This is a genomic window from Pseudomonas sp. St29, assembly GCF_001547915.1.
Lineage (GTDB): Bacteria > Pseudomonadota > Gammaproteobacteria > Pseudomonadales > Pseudomonadaceae > Aquipseudomonas.
Window position 1 is genome coordinate 3,253,671 of record NZ_AP014628.1, and the last position, 22,036, is coordinate 3,275,706.

Here is a 22,036-nt window from a genome sequence, read left to right on the forward strand (position 1 = left end):
GAGAGGCAATACCATGGGTGTCTTTGACTACAAGAACTTCACCGCAGCCGATTCCAAGGCGCTGTTTTCCGATGCGCTGGCGATCACGCTGTACTCCTATCACAACCTCGATAACGGCTTCGCCGTGGGTTACCAGCACAACGGCTTCGGCCTGGGCCTGCCGGCAACCCTGGTCAGCGCATTGATCGGCAGCAGCGATTCCCAGGGCGTCATCCCTGGCATTCCCTGGAACCCGGATTCGGAACAGGCTGCCAAGGACGCGTTGCACCAGGCCGGGTGGTCCACCCTCAGTGCCCAGCAACTGGGCTACAGCGGCAAGGTGGATGCCCGGGGCACCTTCTTCGGCGAGAAGGATGGCTATGGCACGGCCCAGGTGGAGATCCTCGGCAAGTACGATGCCCAGGGGCATTTGAGCTCCATCGGCATCGCCTTTCGCGGCACCAGCGGGCCACGGGAGTCGGTGATCGGCGACACCATCGGTGATGTCATCAGTGACCTGCTGGCCGCCCTGGGACCCAAGGACTATGCGAAGAACTACGCCGGTGAGGCCTTCGGCAAACTGTTCGCCGATGTGGCGGCTTTTGCCCAGGCCAATGGCCTGTCGGGCAAGGACATCCTGGTCAGTGGCCACAGCCTGGGCGGGCTCGCGGTCAACAGCCTGGCGGACCTGAGTGCCGATCGCTGGTCCGGGTTCTACAAGGATGCCAACTACATCGCCTATGCCTCGCCGACCCAGAGCGCCAGCGACAAGGTGCTGAACATCGGCTATGAGAACGACCCGGTGTTCCGCGCCCTGGACGGCTCCAGTTTCAACCTGTCGTCCCTTGGCGTGCACGACGTCCATCAGGATTCGGCCACCAACAACATCGTCAACTTCAACGACCACTACGCCTCGTCGCTGTGGAACGTGCTGCCGTTCTCGATCCTCAACATCCCCACCTGGATCTCCCACCTGCCCACCGGCTACGGCGATGGCCTGACCCGGGTCCTGCAATCGAAGTTCTACGACTTCACCAGCAAGGACTCGACCATTGTCGTGGCCAACCTGTCGGACCCGGCCCGGGGCAGCACCTGGGTCCAGGACCTGAACCGCAACGCCGAAACCCACAAGGGCAGCACCTTCATCATCGGCAGCGACGGCAACGACCTGATTCAGGGCGGCCGCGGCAACGACTACCTGGAGGGCCGCGACGGCAATGACACCTTCCGCGACGATGGCGGCTACAACATCATCCTCGGGGGCAAGGGCAGCAACACCCTGGACCTGCAGCACTCCATCGGCGACTACAGCTTTGCCAGCGACGGCGCCGGCACCCTGTACGTGCGCGATGCCAACGGCGGGATCAGCATCACCCGTGACATCGGCGCGATCCAGAGCAAGGAGCCGGGGTTTCTCTGGGGCCTGTTCAAGGACGACGTGCTGCACCAGGTGACCGACCAGGGCTTGCAGGTGGGCGCTCAACTGACCCACTACGCCTCGTCGGTAAAAGGCGATGCCGGGGACAACCTGCTCAAGGCCGGTGCCGGCGGCGACTGGCTGTTCGGCCTGGACGGCAACGATCACCTGATCGGTGGCCGGGGCAATGACGTGTTTGTCGGTGGCGCCGGCAACGACCTGATGGAGTCGGGAGGGGGCAACGACACCTTCCTGTTCACCGGTCATTTCGGCCAGGACCGCATCCTCGGCTACCAGAGCGGCGACAAACTGGTGTTCATGGGGGTGAGCGGGGTGCTGCCGGGCCAGGACTACCGGGCCCACGCCAGCAGCAGCGGCCATGACACGCTGCTGACCTTTGGCCAGGACACGGTGACCCTGGTGGGCGTCAGTCTTGAGCAGCTCAACGGCTCGGGCATCACCATCGCCTGATGCATCCGCGGCGCGGGGGCCGGCACGGGCCCCGCGCTGTCCGGACGGGAAAAAGTGACCTGCAGGTCAAGTGACGACTCCAATATCCTTAAAGCCGCCGCCGGTTGACCCGTTATTACAGCAACCCAGGGTTCTGTGGGGGCCGGACAGCAACGGATTCAAGGTAATGGCAGGAGAGTTTTGACTGTGAGCAACACCAAGAGATGGGCGAGTGCCGGGGTGCTGATGGCCCTGTGGACGGGGCTGGTCGCCGCCGAGGAGTTGCCTCGCAGCTCGATTCTGCAACGTTACGGGGTGAGCGTGGATCAGTTGCCGGCCGGTCAGCCGGCGCCTGCCCAGTCGCAGCCGGCGCCTGCCAGCCGCTTCAACCTGCAGCCCGAGCCACCGCTGGTCAATCTGCGCCTGGGGGACGGCACGGCGCCGCCGAGCACCGGCAACATCAGCATCGACAACGCCGAGGCGCGCGAGCGCGAGCGCTGCCAGCAAGTGCGTGACCAGTTGTCCAAGCGAGGCAAGCCTCTGGGGATTTCCTGCACGCCAGGGCAGGGCCCGTTGCCCTGGTCGCCCTGAAGCGCGGGAGCTGCATCATTTTTCCTGGCGGACCGTGGCCACATCGTCCGCCTTGACCCGTACGGTCTTGCCGGAAATGTCCTGGAATTCATAGAAACCATCCGCGGTCCTGGTCTTGGGCTGGTCCCGGGTCAAATACTGGGTGCCGTTCTGCAAGGTCACCACCGTGGGCGAGGCGCAGCCGGCCAGGGTCAGGGCGCCGAAGGCGGTCAACAGCAGTCCCAGGTTCTTCACATTCATACAGACCTCTCATCAGGGGGTGTCCCCGTTGCGGCGGACACTATAGTCATGGCCCCTTGGTGTAGTGAAGACGACGAAAGTTCGCCGGGTCATTGGAAAAATCTTCGTCCCGCCATTTATCCAATAGTGTTTGCCAGAGCGGGGCGCTGGCTGTTATCTGTACGCATAACCAGTATCGATCCAGCCGTGGCGTGTTTGTTCAGTGACTTCCAACCCCCTCGAAAACCCCCTCTATTACCTGTGCAACTTCCAGCAAGTGCTGAACTGGCTGGAGCAGCGCTATGCCGATGTACTGACCCCCGAGGAGCAGCGCTTCATCACGGATTTCGCTGCCTTGGCCGAGCCGTCCCAGGCCTTGCTGGTGCGCATGGTGATGCGCAAGGGCCGGCATTTTCGCCTGAGCAAGCTGAGCTACCCGGAAATCGCCGACAGCGCCGGGGCCCTGTTGCCGTTGCTGGCGCTGGGCTGGGTCGACGAGCAAGCGCCGCTGACCCTGGATGAGCTGTTCGGCCTGTTGCAAAAGGCCGAGATCCTGCAGTGCTTCAGCGACCGGGGATTGTCGGCCAAGGCCAAGAAGAGCCAGTGGCTGGAAGCGCTGCAGGCGCTGTCTCCGCAGCCTCGGGCTTTCGGCCAATGGTGTCCTGCACTGGCCGACCGGCTGCTGAGCCTGACGGTCATGCCCTTGTGCGATCGGTTGCGGCTGATGTTCTTCGGCAACCTCTATCAGGACTGGTCGGAGTTCGTGCTCGCGGACCTGGGGATCTACAGCTACGAGAAAGTCGAGATCAGCGCCGATGCCCGGGGCCTGCGCAGTCGCGACGACGTCGACGGTTTCATCTACCTGCAGCAATGCCAGGAGGCCTTCGAGGCCGGCGAGCCGCTGCCGGCGGTGCTGCCGCGTATCGTTGCGTTCAGCAGCGCCAACGCCTGGCTGGAGAAGCGTCGCGCCAAGCTGCTGTTCCTGTTGGGGCAGCATTGCGAACGCCAGGCCGACTGGCCGCTGGCCCGGCAGATCTATCAGCAGTGCAGCTACCCCGGGGCGCGCTTGCGGCTGATCCGGGTTCTGGAGCTCAGCGCCGAGTATCGAGCGGCCCTGACCCTGGCCGAACAGGCCGCGGCAGCGCCCCAGAGCGCCGCCGAGGCCCAGCAGTTGCTGCGGGTGATGCCGCGCTTGCGGCGCAAGCTGGGCGGGCCGCCGGCGTCCCGGGCGGTCAGCCGCGAGGTGGCGCGGCTGGACCTGAGCCTGCCCCGGGACCCCGCCGGGCTGACGGTGGAGCTGCAGGTCCAGGCTCATCTGCATCAGCCCCAGGCGCCGGTGCATTACGTGGAGAACAGCCTGATCAACTCGCTGTTCGGGCTGCTGTGCTGGCCGGCGATCTTCGCGCCCTTGCCGGGGGCGTTCTTCCACCCGTTCCAGCGCGGGCCGGTGGATCTGTTGAGCGAGGACTTTCACCCGCGGCGCAGCGAGCTGTTCCAGGCGTGCCTGGAGGAGCTGGAGGATGGCCGTTACCGGGACAGCATCCGTCAGCGCTTTGTCGCCAAATGGGGCCTGCAATCGCCTTTCGTGTTTTGGAGCGTCTTGAGCCAGGAACTGCTGGAACTGGCCCTGGACTGCCTGCCGGCCGAACACCTGAAACACTGGTTCCAGCGGCTGTTGCTGGACATCCGGGCCAACCGCGCCGGCATGCCGGACCTGATCCAGTTCTGGCCCGAGGAAAAGCGCTACCGGATGATCGAGGTCAAGGGCCCGGGGGACCGTCTGCAGGACAACCAGCTGCGCTGGCTGGACTTCTGCCAGGAGCACCAGATGCCGGTGGTGGTGTGTTACGTGCAGTGGCAGGACCCGTCCTCGTGAGCTATCGCGTCGCGGTGCGAGCCCTGTGTGAGTTCAGTGCCAAGACCGGCGACCTGGATCTGCGCTTCACCCCGTCGCCCAGTGCGCTGGAGGGCATGCTCGGGCACCGCACCGTGGCGGCCCGGCGCAATCCCGACTACCAGAGCGAAGTGCCCCTGGAGGGCCGATACGGTGAGCTGCTGGTCAGGGGGCGGGCGGACGGCTACGACCCGGCGCAGAACCTGCTGGAAGAGATCAAGACCTACCGTGGCGACCTGGCACGCATGCCGGACAACCACCGGCAGTTGCATTGGGCCCAGGCCAGGGTCTATGGCTGGCTGTTGTGCCAGAGCCTGCAGTTGCCGAGCCTGCGGGTATCGCTGGTGTATTTCGACGTGGCCAGCGAACAGGAAACCGCCCTGGTGGAGGAGCACAGTGCCGCGGCACTGGAGGCGTTCTTCAAGCGCCAATGCGCGGTGTTTCTGCAGTGGGCGCAGCAGGAACTGGCCCACCGTCAAGCCCGGGACCAGGCGACCCGCGCCCTGAACTTTCCCCACGCGACGTTTCGCCAGGGCCAGCGGCACCTGGCCGAATCGGTGTACAAGGCGGTCAGCACCGGCCGCTGCCTGCTGGCCCAGGCCCCCACCGGCATCGGCAAGACCCTGGGCACGATTTTCCCCATGCTCAAGGCCATGGCCCCGCAGCAGTTGGACAAGCTGCTGTTTCTCACCGCCAAGACCCCGGGACGGCAGTTGGCCCTGGATGCGGCGCGGGTGCTGTTCGCCGGACAGGCCGGGCTGCCGTTGCGGGTCCTGGAGCTGGTGGCCCGGGACAAGGCCTGCGAACACCCGGACAAAGCCTGTCATGGTGAGTCCTGTCCCTTGGCCAGGGACTTCTATCAACGCCTGCCGGCGGCGCGCCAGGCGGCCAGCCAGGTGCCGATGCTCGACCGCCAGGCGCTGCGCCAGGTGGCCCTGGAGCATCAGGTCTGTCCTTACTACCTGAGTCAGGAAATGGCCCGCTGGAGCGATCTGCTGGTGGCCGACTACAACTACTACTTCGACTTCAGCGCCTTGCTGTACGGCCTGGCCCAGGCCAATCAGTGGCAGTTGGCGGTGCTGGTGGACGAGGCGCACAACCTGGTGGAGCGCGGGCGCGGCATGTACAGCGCAAGCCTGGATCAGCAACAGCTGGCCGCCGTGCGCCACACTGCGCCCCAGGTGCTCAAAGGCGCCTTGCAACGCCTGAATCGAGAATGGAATGCCCTGCACAAGGAACAGCTCGCGCCCTATCAGGCCTATAGCCAGTTGCCCACGGCGCTGCTCAGGGCCCTGGCCCTGTGCGTCGCGGCCCTGGGTGACTACTTCAACGAGCAGCCCCAGGGCCTGGACGCCGGCCTGCAGGGGCTGTACTTCGAGTTGCTGCAGTTTGCCCGGGTGGCGGAGCTGTTCGATGAGCGGCAGTTCATCTTCGACATCAGCAAGCGCGCCCTGAGCGCCAAGCGCAGCCTGTCGCGCTTGTGCCTGCGTAATGTGGTGCCGGCGGCGTTGCTGGGCCCGCGACTGAGCGCGGCCCGCAGCACCGTGCTGTTTTCTGCCACCCTCAATCCCGAGCGTTACTACCGTGACCTGCTGGGCCTGCCGGACAGCACGGTGTGGCTGGAGGTGGAGTCGCCCTTTGCCGCCGCCCAGTTGCAGGTGCAGATCGTCAGCCGCATCTCCACCCGCTATGTGCACCGGCAGGCGTCGCTGGCACCGATCGTCGAGTTGCTGGCCCGCCAGTTCGCCGCGCGGCCGGGCAACTACCTGGCGTTCTTCAGCAGCTTCGATTACCTGCAGCAGGTGGCCGAGCTGCTGGCCCGGGAACACCGGCACATCCCCCTGTGGTTGCAGTCCCGGGGCATGGATGAAGCCTCGCGCCAGGACTTTCTCCAGCAGTTTCGCGCCGAGGGGCAGGGCATAGGTTTTGCCGTTCTGGGCGGGGCGTTCGGCGAAGGCATCGATCTGCCGGGGACGAAGCTGATCGGCGCCTTTGTCGCCACCCTGGGGCTGCCCCAGCTCAACCCGCTGAACGAGCAGATGAAACAGCGCATGGCGGCGTTGTTCGGTTCCGGCTACGACTACACCTACCTCTATCCGGGCTTGCAGAAGGTGGTGCAGGCGGCGGGGCGGGTGATTCGCAGCCAGACCGATCGTGGCGTGCTGATGCTGATTGACGACCGTTTCGCCGAGTCCCGGGTGCGGCAGTTGTTGCCGGGGTGGTGGGCGATCCAGGCCGAGGGTGCGGGGCCGGCTGAGGTGGAGCCGGCGGCAGGGTTTGGCGGGGATTGATGATCAGCGGCGAGGGGATGGCGCTGTCACTGGCCCCGGTGGACGCGGACAAAGCGGCGCAGGGTCTGGCCCGGCCCGGTGCTGAAACGGGTGGGCCGCGGTTGCCCCTCGTCGGCGGCGATGAACACGAACTCATCGGCGCTCAGTTGGTAGCTGGCCGGCAAGGGCTTGCCGGCATCGGCGCCGATGGAATCGACCCAGGTGATGGACTTGGGCTGGGTGCTGCTGTCGAGGCTGAAGCTCCCCGCCAGCAGGGTGTCCCCGGCCACCGTCACCACGCGAAAGCGGTTGCCTTCGATCAGGGTCAGGGCGCCTGGCGCGCTGTGCTCGTCCGGTGGGTCGAGTACGCCGCTGTCTTCCATCGAGATCTGTTCCCAGGCGCCTTGTAGCGCCTCGAGCTGCAGCAGGTCGGCGTGCTTCAGGGGGGACGAACCATCCATTTTCGGGGGCTTCCTTATGACGATCAGTTGAAGATGTTGCGGCCAATGCAGTAGGTCAGCAGGTCCTGGTCGCTCTGCACGTCCAGCTTGCGCATGGCGGAGATCTTCTGGGCACTGATGGTTTTGGAGCTGCGGTTCTGGCTGCGGGCGATGTCGCTGACGCTCTTGCCGGAAACGAACAGCCGCAGGATCTCAAACTCCTTGGGCGACAGGGTGGAAATTCGCTCGTCGATCGCCACATTGGATTCCATCACCGAATGGGAGGCCGGCTCCAGGCTGCGGTACACGCCTTTTTGTGCGATGGCCTTGAGGGCGGTCTGGATCTCCTCGTGCAACTGGCTTTTCTGGATCACGCCCACCACCCCCAACTCGCGCAGGCGGGTGAGGATCAATTGATTGGAAATCATGGTCAGGATCAGGATCTGCAAGTGCGGGAAGTTGCGCTTGAGGTACTCCACCAGCTTCAGGCCATCGCCGTAAGGCGAGTCTCCGGGCATGTTGTAGTCGGTAATCACAATGTCCACCGGCCGGGATTCCAGCTGCTGGATCAGGCCTTTGGAACATACCGCTTCACCGACAATTTCGAAGCGGTCGTCGCGCTCCATGAGCTCGCGCACGCCGAGCAAAACAATAGGGTGATCGTCAGCAATGACTACTTTCAGTTTTTCCATGGCAAACACACCCGTGTAATACGCAATTTAGTAAAGAAACATAAGACTGACGGTACATTAAACCCTGCCACCCATTATTCAAGGGGCAGCAGAAGTTCCGACAAGTGCTGCATCAGTTGCCTGACTTGGCCCTCCAGAATCGGATTCAAAGTGTTTTCCAGCAATTGGCACTCCAGCTCGGCGCAGGCCTTGGCCAGGATGCCGGCCTGCACCGCGCCCATGGCCCCGGCGATGCTGTGCAGGCGCTCGGCGGCGGTCCGGCCCGAGCCGGTTTCCAGGGCCTTGGCCAGGCGTTGCAGATCGTCACGCATGGTGCTCAGGAACAGCGGTCGCATTTTCTCCGACACCTGTATCCGCTGCTCGGCCGGAGCCGGCTCCCGGGGCGGCGGCTCCACCGGCCTGATGGTCGCGGGCGCTGCGGTGTTGCTGTCAGGCACCGGGCAGAGTTTTTCCAGTTGCCCGCGCAGGGTCTGCAGGGTCATGGGCTTGACGATCCAGGCACTCATGCCGGCGGCCAGGCAACGGCTGCCTTCCTCGCGCAGGGCGTTGGCGGTGACGCCGATGATCGGCAGCTTCGGCTCGCGTCGGCGCAGCTCCCGGGCCAGATCGTAGCCATTCATGAGCGGCATGTTGACGTCGGTGACGGCAATGTCGAACAGCTGGGGCTGCCATTGTTCCAGGGCCTGTTCACCGTTGGACGCCAGGGTCACCTGGCAACCCAGGGCTTCGAGTTGTTCCTTGATGATCGTCTGATTGAGCGGATTGTCTTCCGCCACCAGGACATTGAGCGCCAGGTGGCGCAAGGTGCCGGGGGCGCGTTGCAGCAGGTCCAGGGGTTGTCCCTGGCGGGCCAGCGCCGCGGCCTGGGCGATGGCGCGGATATCGTGGGCGTCGACCGCCCATTGCGCTTGCGGGTGGTCCCGGTGACCCGCCGCTCCGGCGGTGACACAGGGACCGGGCCAGCCGGGCTGACTGTCACGGGGCAGCATGTCGATCAGCACCGTATTGCGCGGTTTGTCGTCCGCGCACAAGGGCACTGGAAAGGCTTGCAGGCCGAGGCGGTTGAGCCATTCGCAGGTGCTTTTCTGCAGCTCCGGCACCGGCGCCCGGACATATACCGGTGGCCCCTCGGGCAGCGGCGCGGCGCCGGGCAGGGCTCCTGCCAGGCACGGCAGGCTCAGGCGCAGGGAGAAACTGCTGCCCAGCCCCGGTTCGCTGATCACCTGTATGTGTCCACCCATCATCTCGCTGAGACGCTGACAGATCGCCAGCCCAAGCCCGGCACCGGCCTCATTGGAGGCGTCGCGGACCTGGTAGAAGGGGTCGAACAACTGCGGCTGCTGCGACGGCGAGATGCCGATCCCGGTGTCGGTGACTTGCCATTCGATGCTGGCCAGGCTGTCCTGCTGCGCCAGCACCCGGACTCGCAGCACCACCCGGCCGCTGTCGGTGAACTTGATGGCGTTGCTCAACAGGTTGTTGAGAATCTGCCGGATGCGCCCGGCATCCCCGCGCATCAGGTTCGGCAGGCTCGGGTCGATGCACGCGTAGAGCAGCAGTCCGCGGCGTTCGGCGAAGGCCGCATAGCTACGCAGCGCGTCTTCCACCAGGTCCAGTGGACAGAACTCCACGGGTTCGATGCTCATCTGGTCGGACTCGATCTTGGACACGTCGAGCACGTCGCTGATCAGTTGGAACAGGTTGCTGGAAGAGCGCTGGATGGTTTGCAGGTATTCGCTCTGGCGCGCGTCGAGCGGGGTCAGGCCCAGCAGCTCCAGGGTGCCGAGCACGCCGTACAGCGGGGTGCGGATCTCGTGGCTCATGGTGGCCAGGAACAGAGTCTTGGCCTGGTTGGCCGCGTCCGCCGCGAGCCGGGCCTGTTCCAGCAGTTGCGCGTCCTGCACATGCGCGGTGATGTCATAGAAGGTGCACAGCAGAACGTCCTGCCCCTGGTAGCGGGTGGCGACCAGCCCCACCTGCAAGTGCCGGCCTTCGATCTCGAGGCAGGTTTCGCCGCTGTCGCTCAAGGGCGGGTCGCGCTGCAGCATGCTCAGCAACTGGGTCGTGCCTTGCCACTGCACGGCCTGGCGATTCTCCATCAGCACCTTGAAGTCCTCACGGCGCACCACGCACAGGCCGGTGGGCGCGGTATCGAGCACCACGCGGCTGAAGGCCTCGCTCTCGGCAAGGGTCTGGTGCGCCAGTTGCGCCGGAGCCACCACCCGGTCGCGGTACCAGCGGCTGGCGATCCAGCCACAGACGATCGCGCCCAGGGCCAGTGCCGGGAGGCCCAGCAGCAGCCACAGGGCATAACCGAGATAACTTTTGTAGCTGATGCTGTAGAGCCCGGTCCAGAGCGCCGGAGTCGGGCTGGTGACTTTGAAGACCATGCCCCGCAAGCCGAAGTTCGGGCCTTCGCGCAATGCCTTGGCCGCAGGCAGGGAGCCGCTGAGGATGCTGCCGGAAGGTTCGATGAGGGTGAAGTCGTCGTAGATCGACCAGTCCATGAGGCGCTCGATGTCGTTGATCTTGTCCAGATTGAGCAGCGACGCCACCATCATCCAGCTGTTGGCGCCATGCAGCTGCAACGGCTGCGGTCCGAGGTGCAGATTGACGTAGGCCAGCAGCTTGGGGGCGACGTCCAGTGACTCCGGGAGCCTGTAGGTTTGCCAATGCACTTGTTGATCCCGCGGGTCGTTGTGCTTGACCTTCAGTTGCCGCAGCACCTGTTCCATTTCGACGTCATGGGAGCCGTTGCCCTGCCACGGATTGCCGCGCGCCTGGCGCGCCGCCGGCAGGCTGATGTCGTAGTTGCCGAAGCTGTTGAACAGAAAGGTGCGGGGCGCGTGATAGGGCGACGTGGACCAGAAGGCGTTGTAGAAGGTCGACAGCTGCAGGCCCAGGGCGAAGGCCTTGGGCAGTTCGTTGGCGGCCTGCGGTTGAGAGTCGAAGCTCGGGTCGAAGGGCGTCAGCAACGGCGGCTGGGCCTGGGAGAGGTCATTGGCGTCATGGGGCAGGGGCTGCTCGGCAGCCAGCGGCGCTGCGCTCGCTTGACGGGAAGCCAGCTTCTGCAGAAACAGTTCCTGTTCCTGGATGTTTTCCATCAACCGCGCGAAATGCAGCCTGACGCTGTTGTGCTGTTCATCGATCAGGCGCTGGGTGGTCCAGAACAGTAGGGCGAACAGCAGCAGCGCAAGGCCCGCCAGGGTCAGCAGGCCCTTGTTCAGGCGAATCGAACTGCGAGTCAGATTCTCCATCAAGGTATTGCGGTATTTCATCACTGAATTCCCAGATACGTAGAAGGGCCCCGCGTTCGAGATTCCTCTCTCTGAAGCAAGGCGGTCAGCGATGAGTGGCTGGTGCGGAGCAGGGCAATGGGTTCATCGGCTAGTACACCGTCGCCGGTCCATCTTGGGCCAGCAGTTGCTGAAACTGTTGCGAGGACACCGCGTGGGATATGAGGAAGCCCTGCACCTGGGTACAGTCGATCTTTCTCAGCAGGGCCAGCTCCTGGGCGCTTTCCACGCCCTCGGCGACCACCGTCAGGCCCAACTGCCGACCCAGGGCGATGATGCTGGTCAGGGCCTGGGCCAGTTCTTCGTTGGCGTGGCAGCCCTGGACCAGGGCCCGGTCGATCTTCAGTTCGGTGAAGGGCGTGGACACCAGGTTCATGTAGGAGCTGTAGCCTTTGCCGAAGTCGTCCTGGGACAAGCCGAAACCCTTGATGCGCAGGCGGCAGGCGCCCGCGTAGAAGTTGCTGATGTGTTCCGGGGTCGAGCATTCCATGAGTTCGAAGCAGATCTTCCCCGGTATGCCGTTGCGCTGGATGACAAAGTCATACAGGCGGTCGGCCAGGTCGGCGCTGTTGAGCAGGTGGGTCGGCAGATTGATCGAGACCGGGATGTCATAACCGTCCTCGCGCCAGCACACCTGGGCCGCCAGGGCCTGATCTAGGATCAGCCACAGCAGTTCTTCCTCCAGGCCGGCCTCGGTGAGCTCCGGAAGAAAGTCGCAGGGCAGCAACATGCCGTGCTGCGGGTGCATCCAGCGCACCAGGGCTTCGGCGGCAACGATGCGCCCGTTGTTCAGGGCCTTCTTGGGTTGAAACCAGGCTTGGATCTGCGCGTCGCGCAGGGCGTGCTGGAGGGTTTCACGGCTGCACTCGACCCACACCGCCGGCGTCGGTTCGTTGCTGGTAAGCCCCGGCAGTTGCGCCGTGATGCTGCGCAGGGCGGCCAGGTTGACCGGTTTGGAGATCAGGCCAATCACCCGCAGGCCCAGGTTGCGGGCCACCAGGCTGGCGCCCATGAGCATGCGCCGCGAAGAGGCGCTCATGATTGCCAGGGCCGGGCGCACACGATGGGTGGCCAGGCCCTGGATGAACTGCACACCGTCCATGCCGGGCATCAGCAGGTCCGTCAGAACCAGATCGAAGTGCCGCTGCTTGAGACGCTCCAGGGCCTCCCTGCCGTTGCTTGCGACCTCCAGCTGATACGGGCCCAGCTCGTTGAACAAGTGTTGCAGGTACATGTACTGAAACGGCTGATCTTCGACGATCAAAATGCTACAGGACTTCATGAGGGGCTCTTTCATAGGGCGCCAGATAGTTGAACAACGCTCTTAATGCAAACGGCTTGACCAGGCAGTGGTTCATCCCGGCTGCAAGACAGAGCTCTTCTTCTCCGCGCATTGCATTGGCCGTCGCCCCGATGATCGGGATCGAACAGCCCTGACGCCGAAGCTCTTTGGCCAGTTCGTAGCCGTTGAGCTTGGGCATGTTCACATCGGTCAGGATCACGTCGAAGTGCCCGGCTCTCCAGATGCAGAGCGCCTCTTCGCCGTTTGACGCCAATTCCACGCTGCAACCGAGCTCTTCCAGCTGATCCTTGAGAATCAGCTGGTTGATCACGTTGTCCTCGGCCACCAGGACATGCAGGCTGAGTTTTTTCAGTTCTCGGCTGTCGGGGTGCTCCTCGCTCGCGACCACCCAGACGCCCTGGGCCTGGCTGACCGCCTGGTGGATGGCCCGCAGGTTGTTGGTGTTGACATGCCAGCAGCCGCCCCGAATCCGCGGTTCGTTGTGGCCGTCGCCGCTGGCCAGCACCAGAGGGCCCTGCCAGTCCGGCTCCAGGCGCTGCTCCACGGTGCCGGGATGCAGTTCGATCAGCACATGACCGCGGTTGCGATCCGACTGGGTCGGCAGGCTGAACTGGGCCCGGGCGCCCCAGCGGCGCAACCAGCCGGCCACGGACTCCGCCAGTTCGCGCACCGGTGACACCACGTAGATCATCTCCGGCAGCAACGGGCTGATCAGTGGCGCACTGGCCCCCAGGGAGGAGGCTTCCAGAGGCAGGGTCAGGGTGAAACTGCTGCCCAGGCCGAGTTCGCTGACCATGCGGATGTTGCCGTTCATCAACTGCGTCAGGCGCTGGCAGATCGGCAGGCCCAGCCCGGTGCCGGCGATCACGTTGGTGTTGCCCTCGGTCTGGTAGAAGGGCTCGAAGATCAGGGTCTGGTCGTCCTGGGCGATACCGCGGCCGGTGTCGGAAACCTGCCAGAGGATATTGCTGCGCTCACCGTCGCGGCTGTCCACCCGGACCCGCAGGACGATGCGCCCGGAGTCGGTGAACTTGACCGCGTTGTTCAGCAGGTTGCTGAGGATCTGGCGGATGCGCGTGACGTCGCCGAGCAGCACTTCGGGCAAATGCGGATCCACGCAGGCGTAGAACTGCAAGCCCTTGGCCTGGGCCGCGGCGGCATAACCCTGGATGATCTCGTGCACCAGATCCAGGGAGGAGAACTCGCTGAGTTCCAGGGCCAGTTGACCCGCCTCGATCTTGGACACATCCAGCACGTCGCAAATCAACTGCAGCAGGGTGCCGGACGAGCCCTCGATGGCCCGCAGGTAGTCTTTCTGCTGGTTGTCCAGCTGGGTGCGCGAGAGCAGCTCCAGGGTGCCGAGCACGCCGTACAGCGGTGTGCGGATTTCGTGGCTCATGGTGGCCAGGAACAGGGTCTTGGCTTCGTTGGCGGTATCGGCCAGGCGCTTGGCTTCCTCCAGCGCCGCTTCGATCTGCTTGCGCGCGCTGATGTCGCTGAAGGCGCAGAACAGCACGTCTTCGCCGTTGTAGCGGGTCGGCGCCGAACTGAGGTACAGATGGCGTCCGTCGGCGGTTTCGAAGTAGTCCGAGCTGTTGGGGCGATTGGGGTCGAAAGCCTGCTCGATCCAGCCGGCACACAGCTGGTCGCGCTCGGTGCCGTTGCCCAGCCACTGCTGGGACAGGGTGTTTTCCAGCACCACCTGGCCGTCGCTGCGGCGCAGCACGCAGAGCGCCACCGGGGCGATCTGGATCACATCGCGGCTGAATGCCTCGCTTTCGATCAGGGCCTGGATCCGGTGCAGCGCCGGAGCGATCAGGCGCACCTCGATCCAGTGGCTCAGGAAGCCGATCAAGGCCATGCCGAACAGGCTGATCAGCAAGGCCGCAAGCAATTGCGGCCAAAGGCTCTTGAGCAGATTGTGCAGGTCGAAGGCGTAGACCAGTTGCCAGTCCGACGACCCCAGCTGTTTGCGGATCACCAGGTGATCGGGCCACCAGCGGCCGCCGAGAAACCCGAAGAAGCTGCCGCCCTGGACTTGCCGGACCTCCTCGCTCAGCTGGGCGCTGGGGGTGCTGCTGAAGATCAGTCCACCCTGGGAGTTGAACATCATGAAGTCCCCGGCGCTCTGATCGCTGAGGGCGGCGGATACGCTGTTGCCTTCCATCTCCAGGCCCAGCCAGCCGGAGTTGGGGTAGCGCTCGTCGAGACGGGTGAAGATGTACAGGCGGGCGCTGCTCGAGGAGTGATCCATCAGCCACAACTGTTGCCCCGTCGGGATCTGCGAGGAGTTCAGGCTGGCCAGCTTGGCCAGCATCAGTGCGGGCAGGTAGGCGGCTTCGGGCTGGGTACTGAACAGACGTTGGACAGGCGGTTGTTCGCCGTCGTGGACGTAGAGCAGGTTCAGCTGTTTGCTTTTCAGGTAGTCGCGCATGCGCTGGGTGAGCCAGACCCCCCATTGATGCTCCCCGGGGGCGCCCAGTTGCAGGTGGATTTCCTCCTCGGGGTCGCTGCTGGATTCATAGTTGGGGTTTTGCCGGGATTTGTGCACGGCCGACAGGCTCAGGCTTTCCAGCAAGGCTTCGCGGCTGGTGAAGAACGTCTGCGCTTCGGCGATGGCGCTGCTCATGTAGCTGCGCCGTTGCGACAGTTCGTTGTTGATGCTCGAACGCAGGAAGTTGTAGACGGCGCCGAGCAGGCCGATCAGGAAAATCAGCGCGACGACACGAAGCAGCCGACGGGCTGCTTCAGGACTGGAAAAAAGGGGATTGATCTGATGCAGGTAGCTTTTTAATCTCATCCGCCAACTGTAATTGGGGGCATGACAAGCAGGGATCAGACAATTCTTAAATAACCGGAAGCAAAGGATTTTTATACTGTTGAAACTTTTCCGGACACTAAGTTAATTGTCTGAAAGAGCAACTTTGCGGGTAGTCACTTTCTTGCAATTAATCTCTTGTAACTTCGCTTGCAATCGAACATGTCTGATTCCGCTATAACGTTTAAACCATCTCCAGAGGCTGCTTGCGGCGAGGCGGGGTAAACACCTGATCCAGTGCCTGCAGGTCCTGGGGCCGCAATTGCAGTTCGCCGGCCCGGGCATTGAGGCGCACGTGTTCCGGATTCACGGCCTTGGGAATCACCAGCACTGCGTCCTGACGCAACAGCCAGGCCAGGGCCACCTGCGCCGGGGTCGCGCCATGTTCCCGGGCAATCCGCTGCAACTGCGGTTCGGCCAGCAGGGCGCCGGCCTGGCCGATCGGGCAATAGGCCATGATCGGCATCCGGCGCTGCTGGCAGGCGGGCAGCAGGTCGAACTCGATGCCCCGGGACTCCAGGTTGTACAGCACCTGATTGGTGGCGCAGGCTGGCGCGTCGAGTTCATCGAGGTCCGCCAGATCGAAGTTCGACACTCCCCAGCGGCGAATCTTGCCGGCCTCCCGCAGGCGCTCGAATGCCTCCACGGTCTCCGCCAGAGGGTAGTGTCCGCGCCAATGCAGCAGGTACAGGTCGATGACCTCGGTGCCCAGGCGCCGCAGGCTGCGCTCGCAGGCCAGGGGCAGGCCTTGGCGACCGGCATTGTGGGGATAGACCTTGCTCACCAGGAACACCTGATCGCGGCGCCCGGCAATGGCCTGGCCGACCACTTCCTCGGCGCAGCCTTCGCCGTACATCTCCGCGGTGTCGATCAGGGTCATGCCCAGCTCGATCCCGCTGCGCAGCGCGGCGATTTCCCGATCCCGCAGTCGACGATCCTCCCCCATGCGCCAGGTGCCCTGGCCAATGACCGGAACCTGGGTGTCTGCGAGCTCGAGCGTGCGCATGTTGCCTCCTGGGATCTGTGGCGAGTCGGATGGGAAGGGCACAGGGAAACAAAGCCATGGGCGGCGGTCAAGTTCCGCTGTACGGACTCCAGACCGGCAAATTCCGGGGTGAGGGCGGCAATTCAATATATCTAAAAGGCATAAAATACTAATTATTTATTCCTTTGAAGGCTTTGGCCAAAGGTGCATGTTTGTCACCAGCCGCTCAATTCCTGAGTCCGGTGCCCGCAGAGGATTTGCCAGCATGACCATTCAAGCCATCAACGTACGCAACCAGTTCAAAGGCGTGATCAAGGAGATCCACGAAGGCCAGGTGGTGTCGGAAATCGACGTGCAGACCGCTTCGGGCATCGTGACCTCGGTGATCACCACCCGCTCGGTGCGCGACCTGGAACTGAAGGTCGGCAGCGAAGTGATCGCCTTCGTCAAATCCACCGAAGTGTCCATCGCCAAGCTCTGAGCCCGACCACCGGACATCGTCAACTCACAGGGGAGTGAACCATGCCGCACTCGCTGGATATCACCGCACTACCGATTCTGGACCTGAGCCAACTGGAGGCGAGCCAGGAACAGCGCCAGGCGTTTTTGCTCAACCTGCGCCAGGCCGCGCGGGACGTCGGCTTCTTCTACCTCACCGGGCATGGCATCGACAGCGATCTGCTGCGCCGGGTGCAGGAGCAGGCCCGGGCATTCTTCGCCTTGCCCGAGGCCGACAAGGCCGCCGTGGGAATGATCCACTCGCCGCATTTTCGCGGCTACAACCGCGCGGCTTCGGAGATTACCCGCGGCCAGCCGGACCTGCGCGAGCAGTTCGATCTGGGGGCCGAACGCCAGGCCCTGCCGCTGGACCCCGACAGCCCGCCCTGGGCGCGCCTGCAAGGGCCCAACCAGTGGCCGGCGCAGCTGCCGCAACTCAAGCCGCTGCTGCTGGAGTGGCAGCAGGCAATGACCCGCATGTCCCTGCGGCTACTGCGCGCTTTCGCCCAGGCCCTGTCCCTGCCGGAGCAGGCGTTCGACTCTCTGTACGGTGCACGGCCCAATGAACACATCAAGCTGATCCGCTACCCCGGCCGCGCTGCGGGGCAAAGCAACCAGGGCGTCGGCGCGCACAAGGACTCCGGGTTTCTCAGCTTTCTGCTGCAGGACCAGCAGGCCGGCCTGCAGGTGGAGGTGGAAGAGGGCCGCTGGATCGATGCGCCGCCCCGGGACAACACCCTGGTGGTGAACATCGGCGAACTGCTGGAACTGGCCACCCACGGCTACCTGCGCGCCACGGTGCACCGGGTGCTGTCGCCGCCGGCGGACCGCGAGCGGCTGTCCATCGCCTTCTTTCTGGGGGCCCAACTCGATGCCCGGGTGCCGCTGTACCCCTTGCCCGAGGCGCTGCGACAGGAGGCCCGGGGCCCGGCCAGCGACCCCCACAACCCGCTGTTTCGCGACGTCGGCTGGAACTACCTCAAGGGCCGCCTGCGCTCGCACCCCGACGTGGCCCAGCGTTACTACGCCGATGTCCTGATACCCAAGGCCCTGAGCGCCTGACCCTCATTCGTCGAACCAAGGATGATTGCCATGCTGAAGACCCCCCTGTTTGCCCTGGCGCTGCTGGCCAGCCTGGGACACACCCTGCCGGCCAGCGCCGCGCAACCGTTGCGGGTGGCCGCCGATCCGGTGCCCCACGCGCAGATTCTCGCCTATGTGCAGAAGCTCGACCCGCAACTGCAACTGAAGATCATCGAGATCCCCAACGGCGTGAATTCCAACGAACTGCTGGCCCACGGCGACGTGGACGCCAACTACTTCCAGCACCTGCCGTATCTCAAGTCCCAGGAACAGGCGCTGGGCCAGCCGTTCGCGGTGGCCGCCAGCGTGCATATCGAGCCTCTGGGCATCTACTCCCGGCGGCACCAGAACTTCGACCAGGTGCCTCAGGGCGGCAGCGTGGCGGTGCCCAACAATGTCACCAACCTCAGCCGCGCCCTGTACCTGTTGCAGAGTTACCAGCTGATCCGCCTCAAGCCCGGTTTCAGCGACCCGGCCCGGGACCAGGCCACCCCCAAGGACATCGCCGACAACCCGAAGCAGCTGAAAATCCTCGAAATCGAATCACCGCAGATACCCCGGGCCCTGGAGGACGTGGACCTGGCCGTGATCAACGGCAACTACGCGCTGGAAGCCGGATTGGTGCCGGCCAAGGACGCCCTGGGGCTGGAGAAGGCCGAGCACAACCCTTACGCCAACATCCTGGTGACCACCCCCAACCTGCAGGACGACCCGCGCATCCGCCAGTTGGCCAAGGACCTCAATTCACCGGAAGTGGCCCGATACATCAGTGAAACCTACTCGGGCTCGGTGATCCCGGTCGCGGGCCGCCAGCCATGATCCAGGTGGAGCAGGTCAGCAAAGTCTATGGCAAGGGCCAGCCTCCGGCCCTGGATCGGGTTTCACTGACGGTTCCCGACGGCGCGGTATACGGCATTCTCGGCCGTAGCGGTGCCGGCAAGTCGACCCTGCTGCGTTGCCTGAACCTGCTGGAGCGTCCCAGCAGCGGGCGCATCCTGATCGATGGCCAGGACCTCGGCGCATTGTCCGAGGGCTCGTTGCGCCGGCAGCGCCAGGGCATCGGCATGATCTTCCAGGGCTTCAACCTGCTGCATTCGCGCACGGTCGAGGACAACGTCGCGGTGCCCCTGGAAATCGCCGGCCTGGCCAGGCCGCAACGCCAGGCCCGGGTCCTGGAACTGCTGGACCTGGTGGGGTTGAGCGACAAGGCCCGGGCCTTTCCTTCCCAACTGTCCGGCGGCCAGAAGCAGCGGGTCGGGATTGCCCGGGCCCTGGCGGCGCGGCCTCGCTATCTGCTGTCGGATGAAGCCACCAGCGCCCTGGACCCGGAAACCACCGCCTCGATCCTGCAACTGCTGACCCACATCAACCGCGAGCTGGGGCTGACCATCGTGCTGATCACCCACGAACTGGCGGTGGTCAAGGCCATCTGCAGCCACGCCGCTTCCCTGGCCCAGGGCCGGTTGCTGGAGAGCGGCCCGATCGGCCAATTGCTCGCGGACCCGCAATCGGCACTGGGCCGTGCCTTGCTGCCGGGCTACAACCTGCCGTTCAACGGTAGCCAGCCCGAAGCCGAACTGACCTTTTTCGATAACCAGCGCGCCGCGCCGCTGTTGCAGCAACTGAGTCGCCAGCAGGGGCTGCCACTCAAGGTGCTGGCCGCTGGTGTCGAGTCCGTGGGCGGCCAGCGGGTAGGGCGCCTGCGCATCGCCGCCGCCCCCGCCGATGCCGGCAAATTCCAACAACTGCTGACGGCCCTGGCCCAGCGAGGGATTCGGAGTGAACGCCTGTGAACCGCAGCCTCGATTGGCCGGAGCTGGCGCAACTGCTGCTCACCGCCACCGGCGAAACCCTGTACATGGTGTTCCTGGCCTCGCTGTTCACCCTGTTGATCGGCCTGCCCCTGGGGGTGGTGCTGTTCGTCAGCCGCCCGGGCGGCCTGCGGCCCATGCCCCGGCTCAATCGCCTGCTGGGCGCCCTGGTCAATCTGGGACGCTCCCTGCCTTTCGTGGTGCTGCTGATTGCCCTGATCCCCCTGACCCGGCTGGTGGTGGGCACGACCCTGGGCAGCACCGCGGCGGTGGTGCCGATCACCATTGGCGCCTTTCCGTTTTTTGCACGGATCGTCGAGAACGCCCTGGATGAAGTGGACAAGGGCCGGATCGAGGCGATCCTGGCCATGGGCGGGCATATCGGCCACGTGATCTTCAAGGCCCTGCTGCCGGAAGCCTTGCCGGCGCTGTTGGCCGGATTGACCCTGACCCTGGTGATGCTGATCGGCTTCTCTTCCATGGCCGGTGTGATCGGCGGCGGAGGCCTGGGGGATCTGGCGATCCGCTACGGCTATCAGCGCTTCAACAACCAGATCATGGTGGCCACGGTGCTGATCCTGGTGCTGCTGGTCCAGGGGGTGCAGAGCGTCGGCGACCGGCTGGTGCGGGCCCTGGCCCATCGGCGCTGAGTCCGGCGCGAAAGGGCGCTTCAGCGTCCTTCATGCTGCTTGCGATAGGCCCCCGGCTGCAGCCCCACCGCCTTGGTGAAGGCCCGGGTGAACGCGGCAATCGACTGATAGCCCACCGCGGCCCCCACTTGTTCCACCGTCTGGTTGGCCTTGAGCAGCTGGCAGGCATGGCGCATGCGCAGGGCCAGCAGCACCTGTCCCGGCGATTGCCCGGCCAGTTCATTGAAACGCTTGAAAAACGCCGAGCGCGACAGCCCGGTGAACGCCGCCATGCTTTCCAGGGGCCAGGCCTGGCCAGGGTGCTGGATCAACTGCTCCAGCAACGGGGCGAACCCCGGATGCCGGGCCAGGGCCACCAGGCCGCCGAGGTCCTGGTTGTCACTGACCTGCTGGCGCAACACATAGAGAAACAGCAGGTGGCTGAGGCGCTCCAGCAGTGCCGACGAGGGCGCGGGAGCGCGCTGGCACTCATCGAGAATCAGCTGGAACAGCGCCCGGGCAGCGCTCAGCGACGGATCGCCGGCCCGCAGCACCAGCCAGCCCGGCAGCCCCTCGATGATCAGCGACGACAACCCGGGCTTGAAATGGAAGAAACCGCACACCAGCCCGACTCCATCCTGGGCGCCGGCATCCAGGGCGCTCATGGCGATGCGTGGCAGTTGCTGCGCCACTTCAGGCTGCGGGGCGCTGGACAGTCGATAGCCCAGATCCCGCAGCAGGAACACCGCATCTCCGGCGTTCAGGCGCAGGGGCTCGGGCACGCCGTCGATATGCAGCCAGCAATGGCCCTGCACGATCAGGTGGAAACTGGCCCGGGCCAGCCCCTGGGTGCTGGCGTGCCAGCCACCGCAGTAGCGCCCGACATGAAACAGGCTGGCGTCCAGTTCCAGGCTTTCTAATAACCAATCGACCAAGGGGCTTGATGAAATCATCTAAGGGAAACACTCAGGAGCAAGTAATCGCTACTTTAGAATATGGATCGGAATTCTTATAACCAACAGACTTGACGCACACCTACATACCAGGAGTCCACTCCATGTCCCGCGTCACTCTACACACCTTGCACACTGCCCCAGAAGCGGCCCGGCCATTTCTTGAAAACGCCCAGAAGAATTCCGGCTACATTCCCAACCTGCTGGGCATCCTGGCCAATGCCCCGGCGGCCCTGGAAACCTACGTCACCGTCTCGGGCCTCAACGCCAAGGCTGATCTGAGCCTGGCGGAGCGGGAAGTGGTGCAGTTGATCGCCGCCACCACCCATGGCTGCGATTTCTGTGTCGCAGGTCATACCGCCGTGGCCCTGAACAAGGCCAGACTCCCCGATCCGGTGGTCAGTGCGCTGCGCGAGCAGAGCACCCTGCCCGAAGCCCGTCTGGAAGCCCTGGCGGCCTTCGCCCGGGAAGTGATCGCCACCCGCGGCAAGGTCAGCGACCAGGGCTATGCCCGGTTCAAGGCCGCAGGCTACAGCGAGGGCAATGCCCTGGAAGTGATCCTGGGCATCAGTCTGGCGACCCTGTGCAACTTCGCCAACGTGTTCGCCGGGACCGAACTGAACCCCGAGCTGGCCCAGTATCGTTGGTCGGCCCAGGGTCAATGATTCAAGGCGCCGGTTATCCAACGGCGCCCCCTTCAAGGAGAAA

General features: G+C 64.5%; 18 protein-coding genes. 10 read left to right on the forward strand and 8 right to left on the reverse strand.

Annotated elements, in window-relative coordinates; all coding sequences use genetic code 11:
- The first annotated feature begins 13 nt into the window (after window positions 1-13).
- Together PST29_RS14685 and PST29_RS14690 are read left to right on the forward strand one after the other, a co-directional pair.
- On the forward strand, window positions 14-1,867 hold the full coding sequence (locus PST29_RS14685; protein WP_060843495.1) for a polyurethane esterase: 1,854 nt from the start codon (window positions 14-16) through the stop codon (window positions 1,865-1,867).
- Window positions 1,868-2,053: 186 nt separating this feature from the next.
- Entirely contained in the window at window positions 2,054-2,437 is a 384-nt protein-coding gene (locus tag PST29_RS14690; protein WP_060843496.1) for a hypothetical protein, read from the forward strand.
- A 15-nt stretch (window positions 2,438-2,452) separates the two neighbouring features.
- Here the strand turns inward: PST29_RS14690 and PST29_RS14695 are convergent, their stop codons facing one another.
- Window positions 2,453-2,677: a YgdI/YgdR family lipoprotein gene (locus PST29_RS14695; protein WP_060839152.1), complete on the reverse strand. Its 225-nt coding sequence runs from the start codon at window positions 2,675-2,677 to the stop codon at window positions 2,453-2,455.
- Between the two features lie 202 nt (window positions 2,678-2,879).
- Between PST29_RS14695 and PST29_RS14700 the strand changes: the two genes are divergently transcribed.
- Window positions 2,880-4,532: a VRR-NUC domain-containing protein gene (locus PST29_RS14700; RefSeq protein WP_060843497.1), complete on the forward strand. Its 1,653-nt coding sequence runs from the start codon at window positions 2,880-2,882 to the stop codon at window positions 4,530-4,532.
- Window positions 4,529-6,841 carry an ATP-dependent DNA helicase gene (locus tag PST29_RS14705; RefSeq protein ID WP_060843498.1) on the forward strand — a complete coding sequence of 771 codons (2,313 nt, stop codon included), beginning with the start codon at window positions 4,529-4,531 and terminating at the stop codon, window positions 6,839-6,841. Before PST29_RS14700 ends, PST29_RS14705 begins: the two co-directional genes overlap by 4 nt.
- 26 nt (window positions 6,842-6,867) lie before the next feature.
- Here PST29_RS14705 and PST29_RS14710 read toward each other — a convergent pair whose 3' ends face one another.
- The 6 genes from PST29_RS14710 to PST29_RS14735 all read right to left on the reverse strand — a co-directional run bounded on the left by PST29_RS14710 (window position 6,868) and on the right by PST29_RS14735 (window position 16,375).
- Complete coding sequence (locus PST29_RS14710; protein ID WP_060843499.1) at window positions 6,868-7,281, reverse strand: TIGR03067 domain-containing protein; 414 nt, start codon at window positions 7,279-7,281, stop codon at window positions 6,868-6,870.
- Between the two features lie 23 nt (window positions 7,282-7,304).
- Entirely contained in the window at window positions 7,305-7,952 is a 648-nt protein-coding gene (locus PST29_RS14715; RefSeq protein ID WP_060839156.1) for a response regulator, read from the reverse strand.
- 74 nt (window positions 7,953-8,026) lie between these two features.
- Window positions 8,027-11,230 carry a hybrid sensor histidine kinase/response regulator gene (locus tag PST29_RS14720; protein ID WP_060843500.1) on the reverse strand — a complete coding sequence of 1,068 codons (3,204 nt, stop codon included), beginning with the start codon at window positions 11,228-11,230 and terminating at the stop codon, window positions 8,027-8,029.
- A gap of 109 nt (window positions 11,231-11,339) precedes the next feature.
- Window positions 11,340-12,530: an EAL domain-containing response regulator gene (locus PST29_RS14725; RefSeq protein ID WP_060839158.1), complete on the reverse strand. Its 1,191-nt coding sequence runs from the start codon at window positions 12,528-12,530 to the stop codon at window positions 11,340-11,342.
- Window positions 12,517-15,351, reverse strand: coding sequence for an ATP-binding protein (locus tag PST29_RS14730; protein ID WP_060839159.1), 2,835 nt, complete (start codon window positions 15,349-15,351; stop codon window positions 12,517-12,519). Before PST29_RS14730 ends, PST29_RS14725 begins: the two co-directional genes overlap by 14 nt.
- Before the next feature lie 202 nt (window positions 15,352-15,553).
- Window positions 15,554-16,375 (reverse strand): aldo/keto reductase, encoded by an 822-nt coding sequence (locus tag PST29_RS14735; RefSeq protein ID WP_060843501.1) that lies wholly within the window; start codon window positions 16,373-16,375, stop codon window positions 15,554-15,556.
- 244 nt (window positions 16,376-16,619) lie between these two features.
- On the opposite strand from PST29_RS14735, the gene PST29_RS14740 reads away from it, so the two are divergent.
- Genes PST29_RS14740 through PST29_RS14760 form a run of 5 tightly spaced genes read left to right on the forward strand, consistent with a single transcriptional unit; the run spans window position 16,620 to window position 20,396 of the window.
- Window positions 16,620-16,835 (forward strand): TOBE domain-containing protein, encoded by a 216-nt coding sequence (locus PST29_RS14740; RefSeq protein ID WP_011061476.1) that lies wholly within the window; start codon window positions 16,620-16,622, stop codon window positions 16,833-16,835.
- Window positions 16,836-16,876: 41 nt separating this feature from the next.
- Window positions 16,877-17,914 (forward strand): isopenicillin N synthase family dioxygenase, encoded by a 1,038-nt coding sequence (locus PST29_RS14745; RefSeq protein ID WP_060843502.1) that lies wholly within the window; start codon window positions 16,877-16,879, stop codon window positions 17,912-17,914.
- Window positions 17,915-17,944: 30 nt separating this feature from the next.
- Window positions 17,945-18,754 carry a MetQ/NlpA family ABC transporter substrate-binding protein gene (locus PST29_RS14750; protein WP_060843503.1) on the forward strand — a complete coding sequence of 270 codons (810 nt, stop codon included), beginning with the start codon at window positions 17,945-17,947 and terminating at the stop codon, window positions 18,752-18,754.
- On the forward strand, window positions 18,751-19,728 hold the full coding sequence (locus PST29_RS14755; protein WP_060843504.1) for a methionine ABC transporter ATP-binding protein: 978 nt from the start codon (window positions 18,751-18,753) through the stop codon (window positions 19,726-19,728). The genes PST29_RS14750 and PST29_RS14755 overlap by 4 nt, the downstream gene beginning before the upstream one ends.
- Complete coding sequence (locus PST29_RS14760) at window positions 19,725-20,396, forward strand: methionine ABC transporter permease (protein ID WP_060843505.1); 672 nt, start codon at window positions 19,725-19,727, stop codon at window positions 20,394-20,396. The genes PST29_RS14755 and PST29_RS14760 overlap by 4 nt, the downstream gene beginning before the upstream one ends.
- 20 nt (window positions 20,397-20,416) lie before the next feature.
- Here PST29_RS14760 and PST29_RS14765 read toward each other — a convergent pair whose 3' ends face one another.
- On the reverse strand, window positions 20,417-21,328 hold the full coding sequence (locus PST29_RS14765) for an AraC family transcriptional regulator (RefSeq protein WP_060843506.1): 912 nt from the start codon (window positions 21,326-21,328) through the stop codon (window positions 20,417-20,419).
- Between the two features lie 104 nt (window positions 21,329-21,432).
- Here PST29_RS14765 and PST29_RS14770 point away from each other — a divergent pair, with 104 nt between their 5' ends.
- On the forward strand, window positions 21,433-21,993 hold the full coding sequence (locus PST29_RS14770; protein ID WP_060843507.1) for a carboxymuconolactone decarboxylase family protein: 561 nt from the start codon (window positions 21,433-21,435) through the stop codon (window positions 21,991-21,993).
- Window positions 21,994-22,036 lie beyond the last annotated feature (43 nt).

Bases quoted from the DNA above. Each gene is read 5' to 3' on its own strand.
- PST29_RS14720 (WP_060843500.1), bottom strand. From the start codon at position 11,230: ATGAAATACCGCAATACCTTGATGGAGAATCTGACTCGCAGTTCGATT.
- PST29_RS14695 (WP_060839152.1), bottom strand. From the start codon at position 2,677: ATGAATGTGAAGAACCTGGGACTGCTGTTGACCGCCTTCGGCGCCCTG.
- PST29_RS14740 (WP_011061476.1), top strand. From the start codon at position 16,620: ATGACCATTCAAGCCATCAACGTACGCAACCAGTTCAAAGGCGTGATC.
- PST29_RS14685 (WP_060843495.1), top strand. From the start codon at position 14: ATGGGTGTCTTTGACTACAAGAACTTCACCGCAGCCGATTCCAAGGCG.
- PST29_RS14715 (WP_060839156.1), bottom strand. From the start codon at position 7,952: ATGGAAAAACTGAAAGTAGTCATTGCTGACGATCACCCTATTGTTTTG.
- PST29_RS14755 (WP_060843504.1), top strand. From the start codon at position 18,751: ATGATCCAGGTGGAGCAGGTCAGCAAAGTCTATGGCAAGGGCCAGCCT.
- PST29_RS14735 (WP_060843501.1), bottom strand. From the start codon at position 16,375: ATGCGCACGCTCGAGCTCGCAGACACCCAGGTTCCGGTCATTGGCCAG.
- PST29_RS14725 (WP_060839158.1), bottom strand. From the start codon at position 12,530: ATGAAGTCCTGTAGCATTTTGATCGTCGAAGATCAGCCGTTTCAGTAC.
- PST29_RS14750 (WP_060843503.1), top strand. From the start codon at position 17,945: ATGCTGAAGACCCCCCTGTTTGCCCTGGCGCTGCTGGCCAGCCTGGGA.
- PST29_RS14770 (WP_060843507.1), top strand. From the start codon at position 21,433: ATGTCCCGCGTCACTCTACACACCTTGCACACTGCCCCAGAAGCGGCC.
- PST29_RS14710 (WP_060843499.1), bottom strand. From the start codon at position 7,281: ATGGATGGTTCGTCCCCCCTGAAGCACGCCGACCTGCTGCAGCTCGAG.
- PST29_RS14765 (WP_060843506.1), bottom strand. From the start codon at position 21,328: ATGATTTCATCAAGCCCCTTGGTCGATTGGTTATTAGAAAGCCTGGAA.
- PST29_RS14745 (WP_060843502.1), top strand. From the start codon at position 16,877: ATGCCGCACTCGCTGGATATCACCGCACTACCGATTCTGGACCTGAGC.
- PST29_RS14730 (WP_060839159.1), bottom strand. From the start codon at position 15,351: ATGAGATTAAAAAGCTACCTGCATCAGATCAATCCCCTTTTTTCCAGT.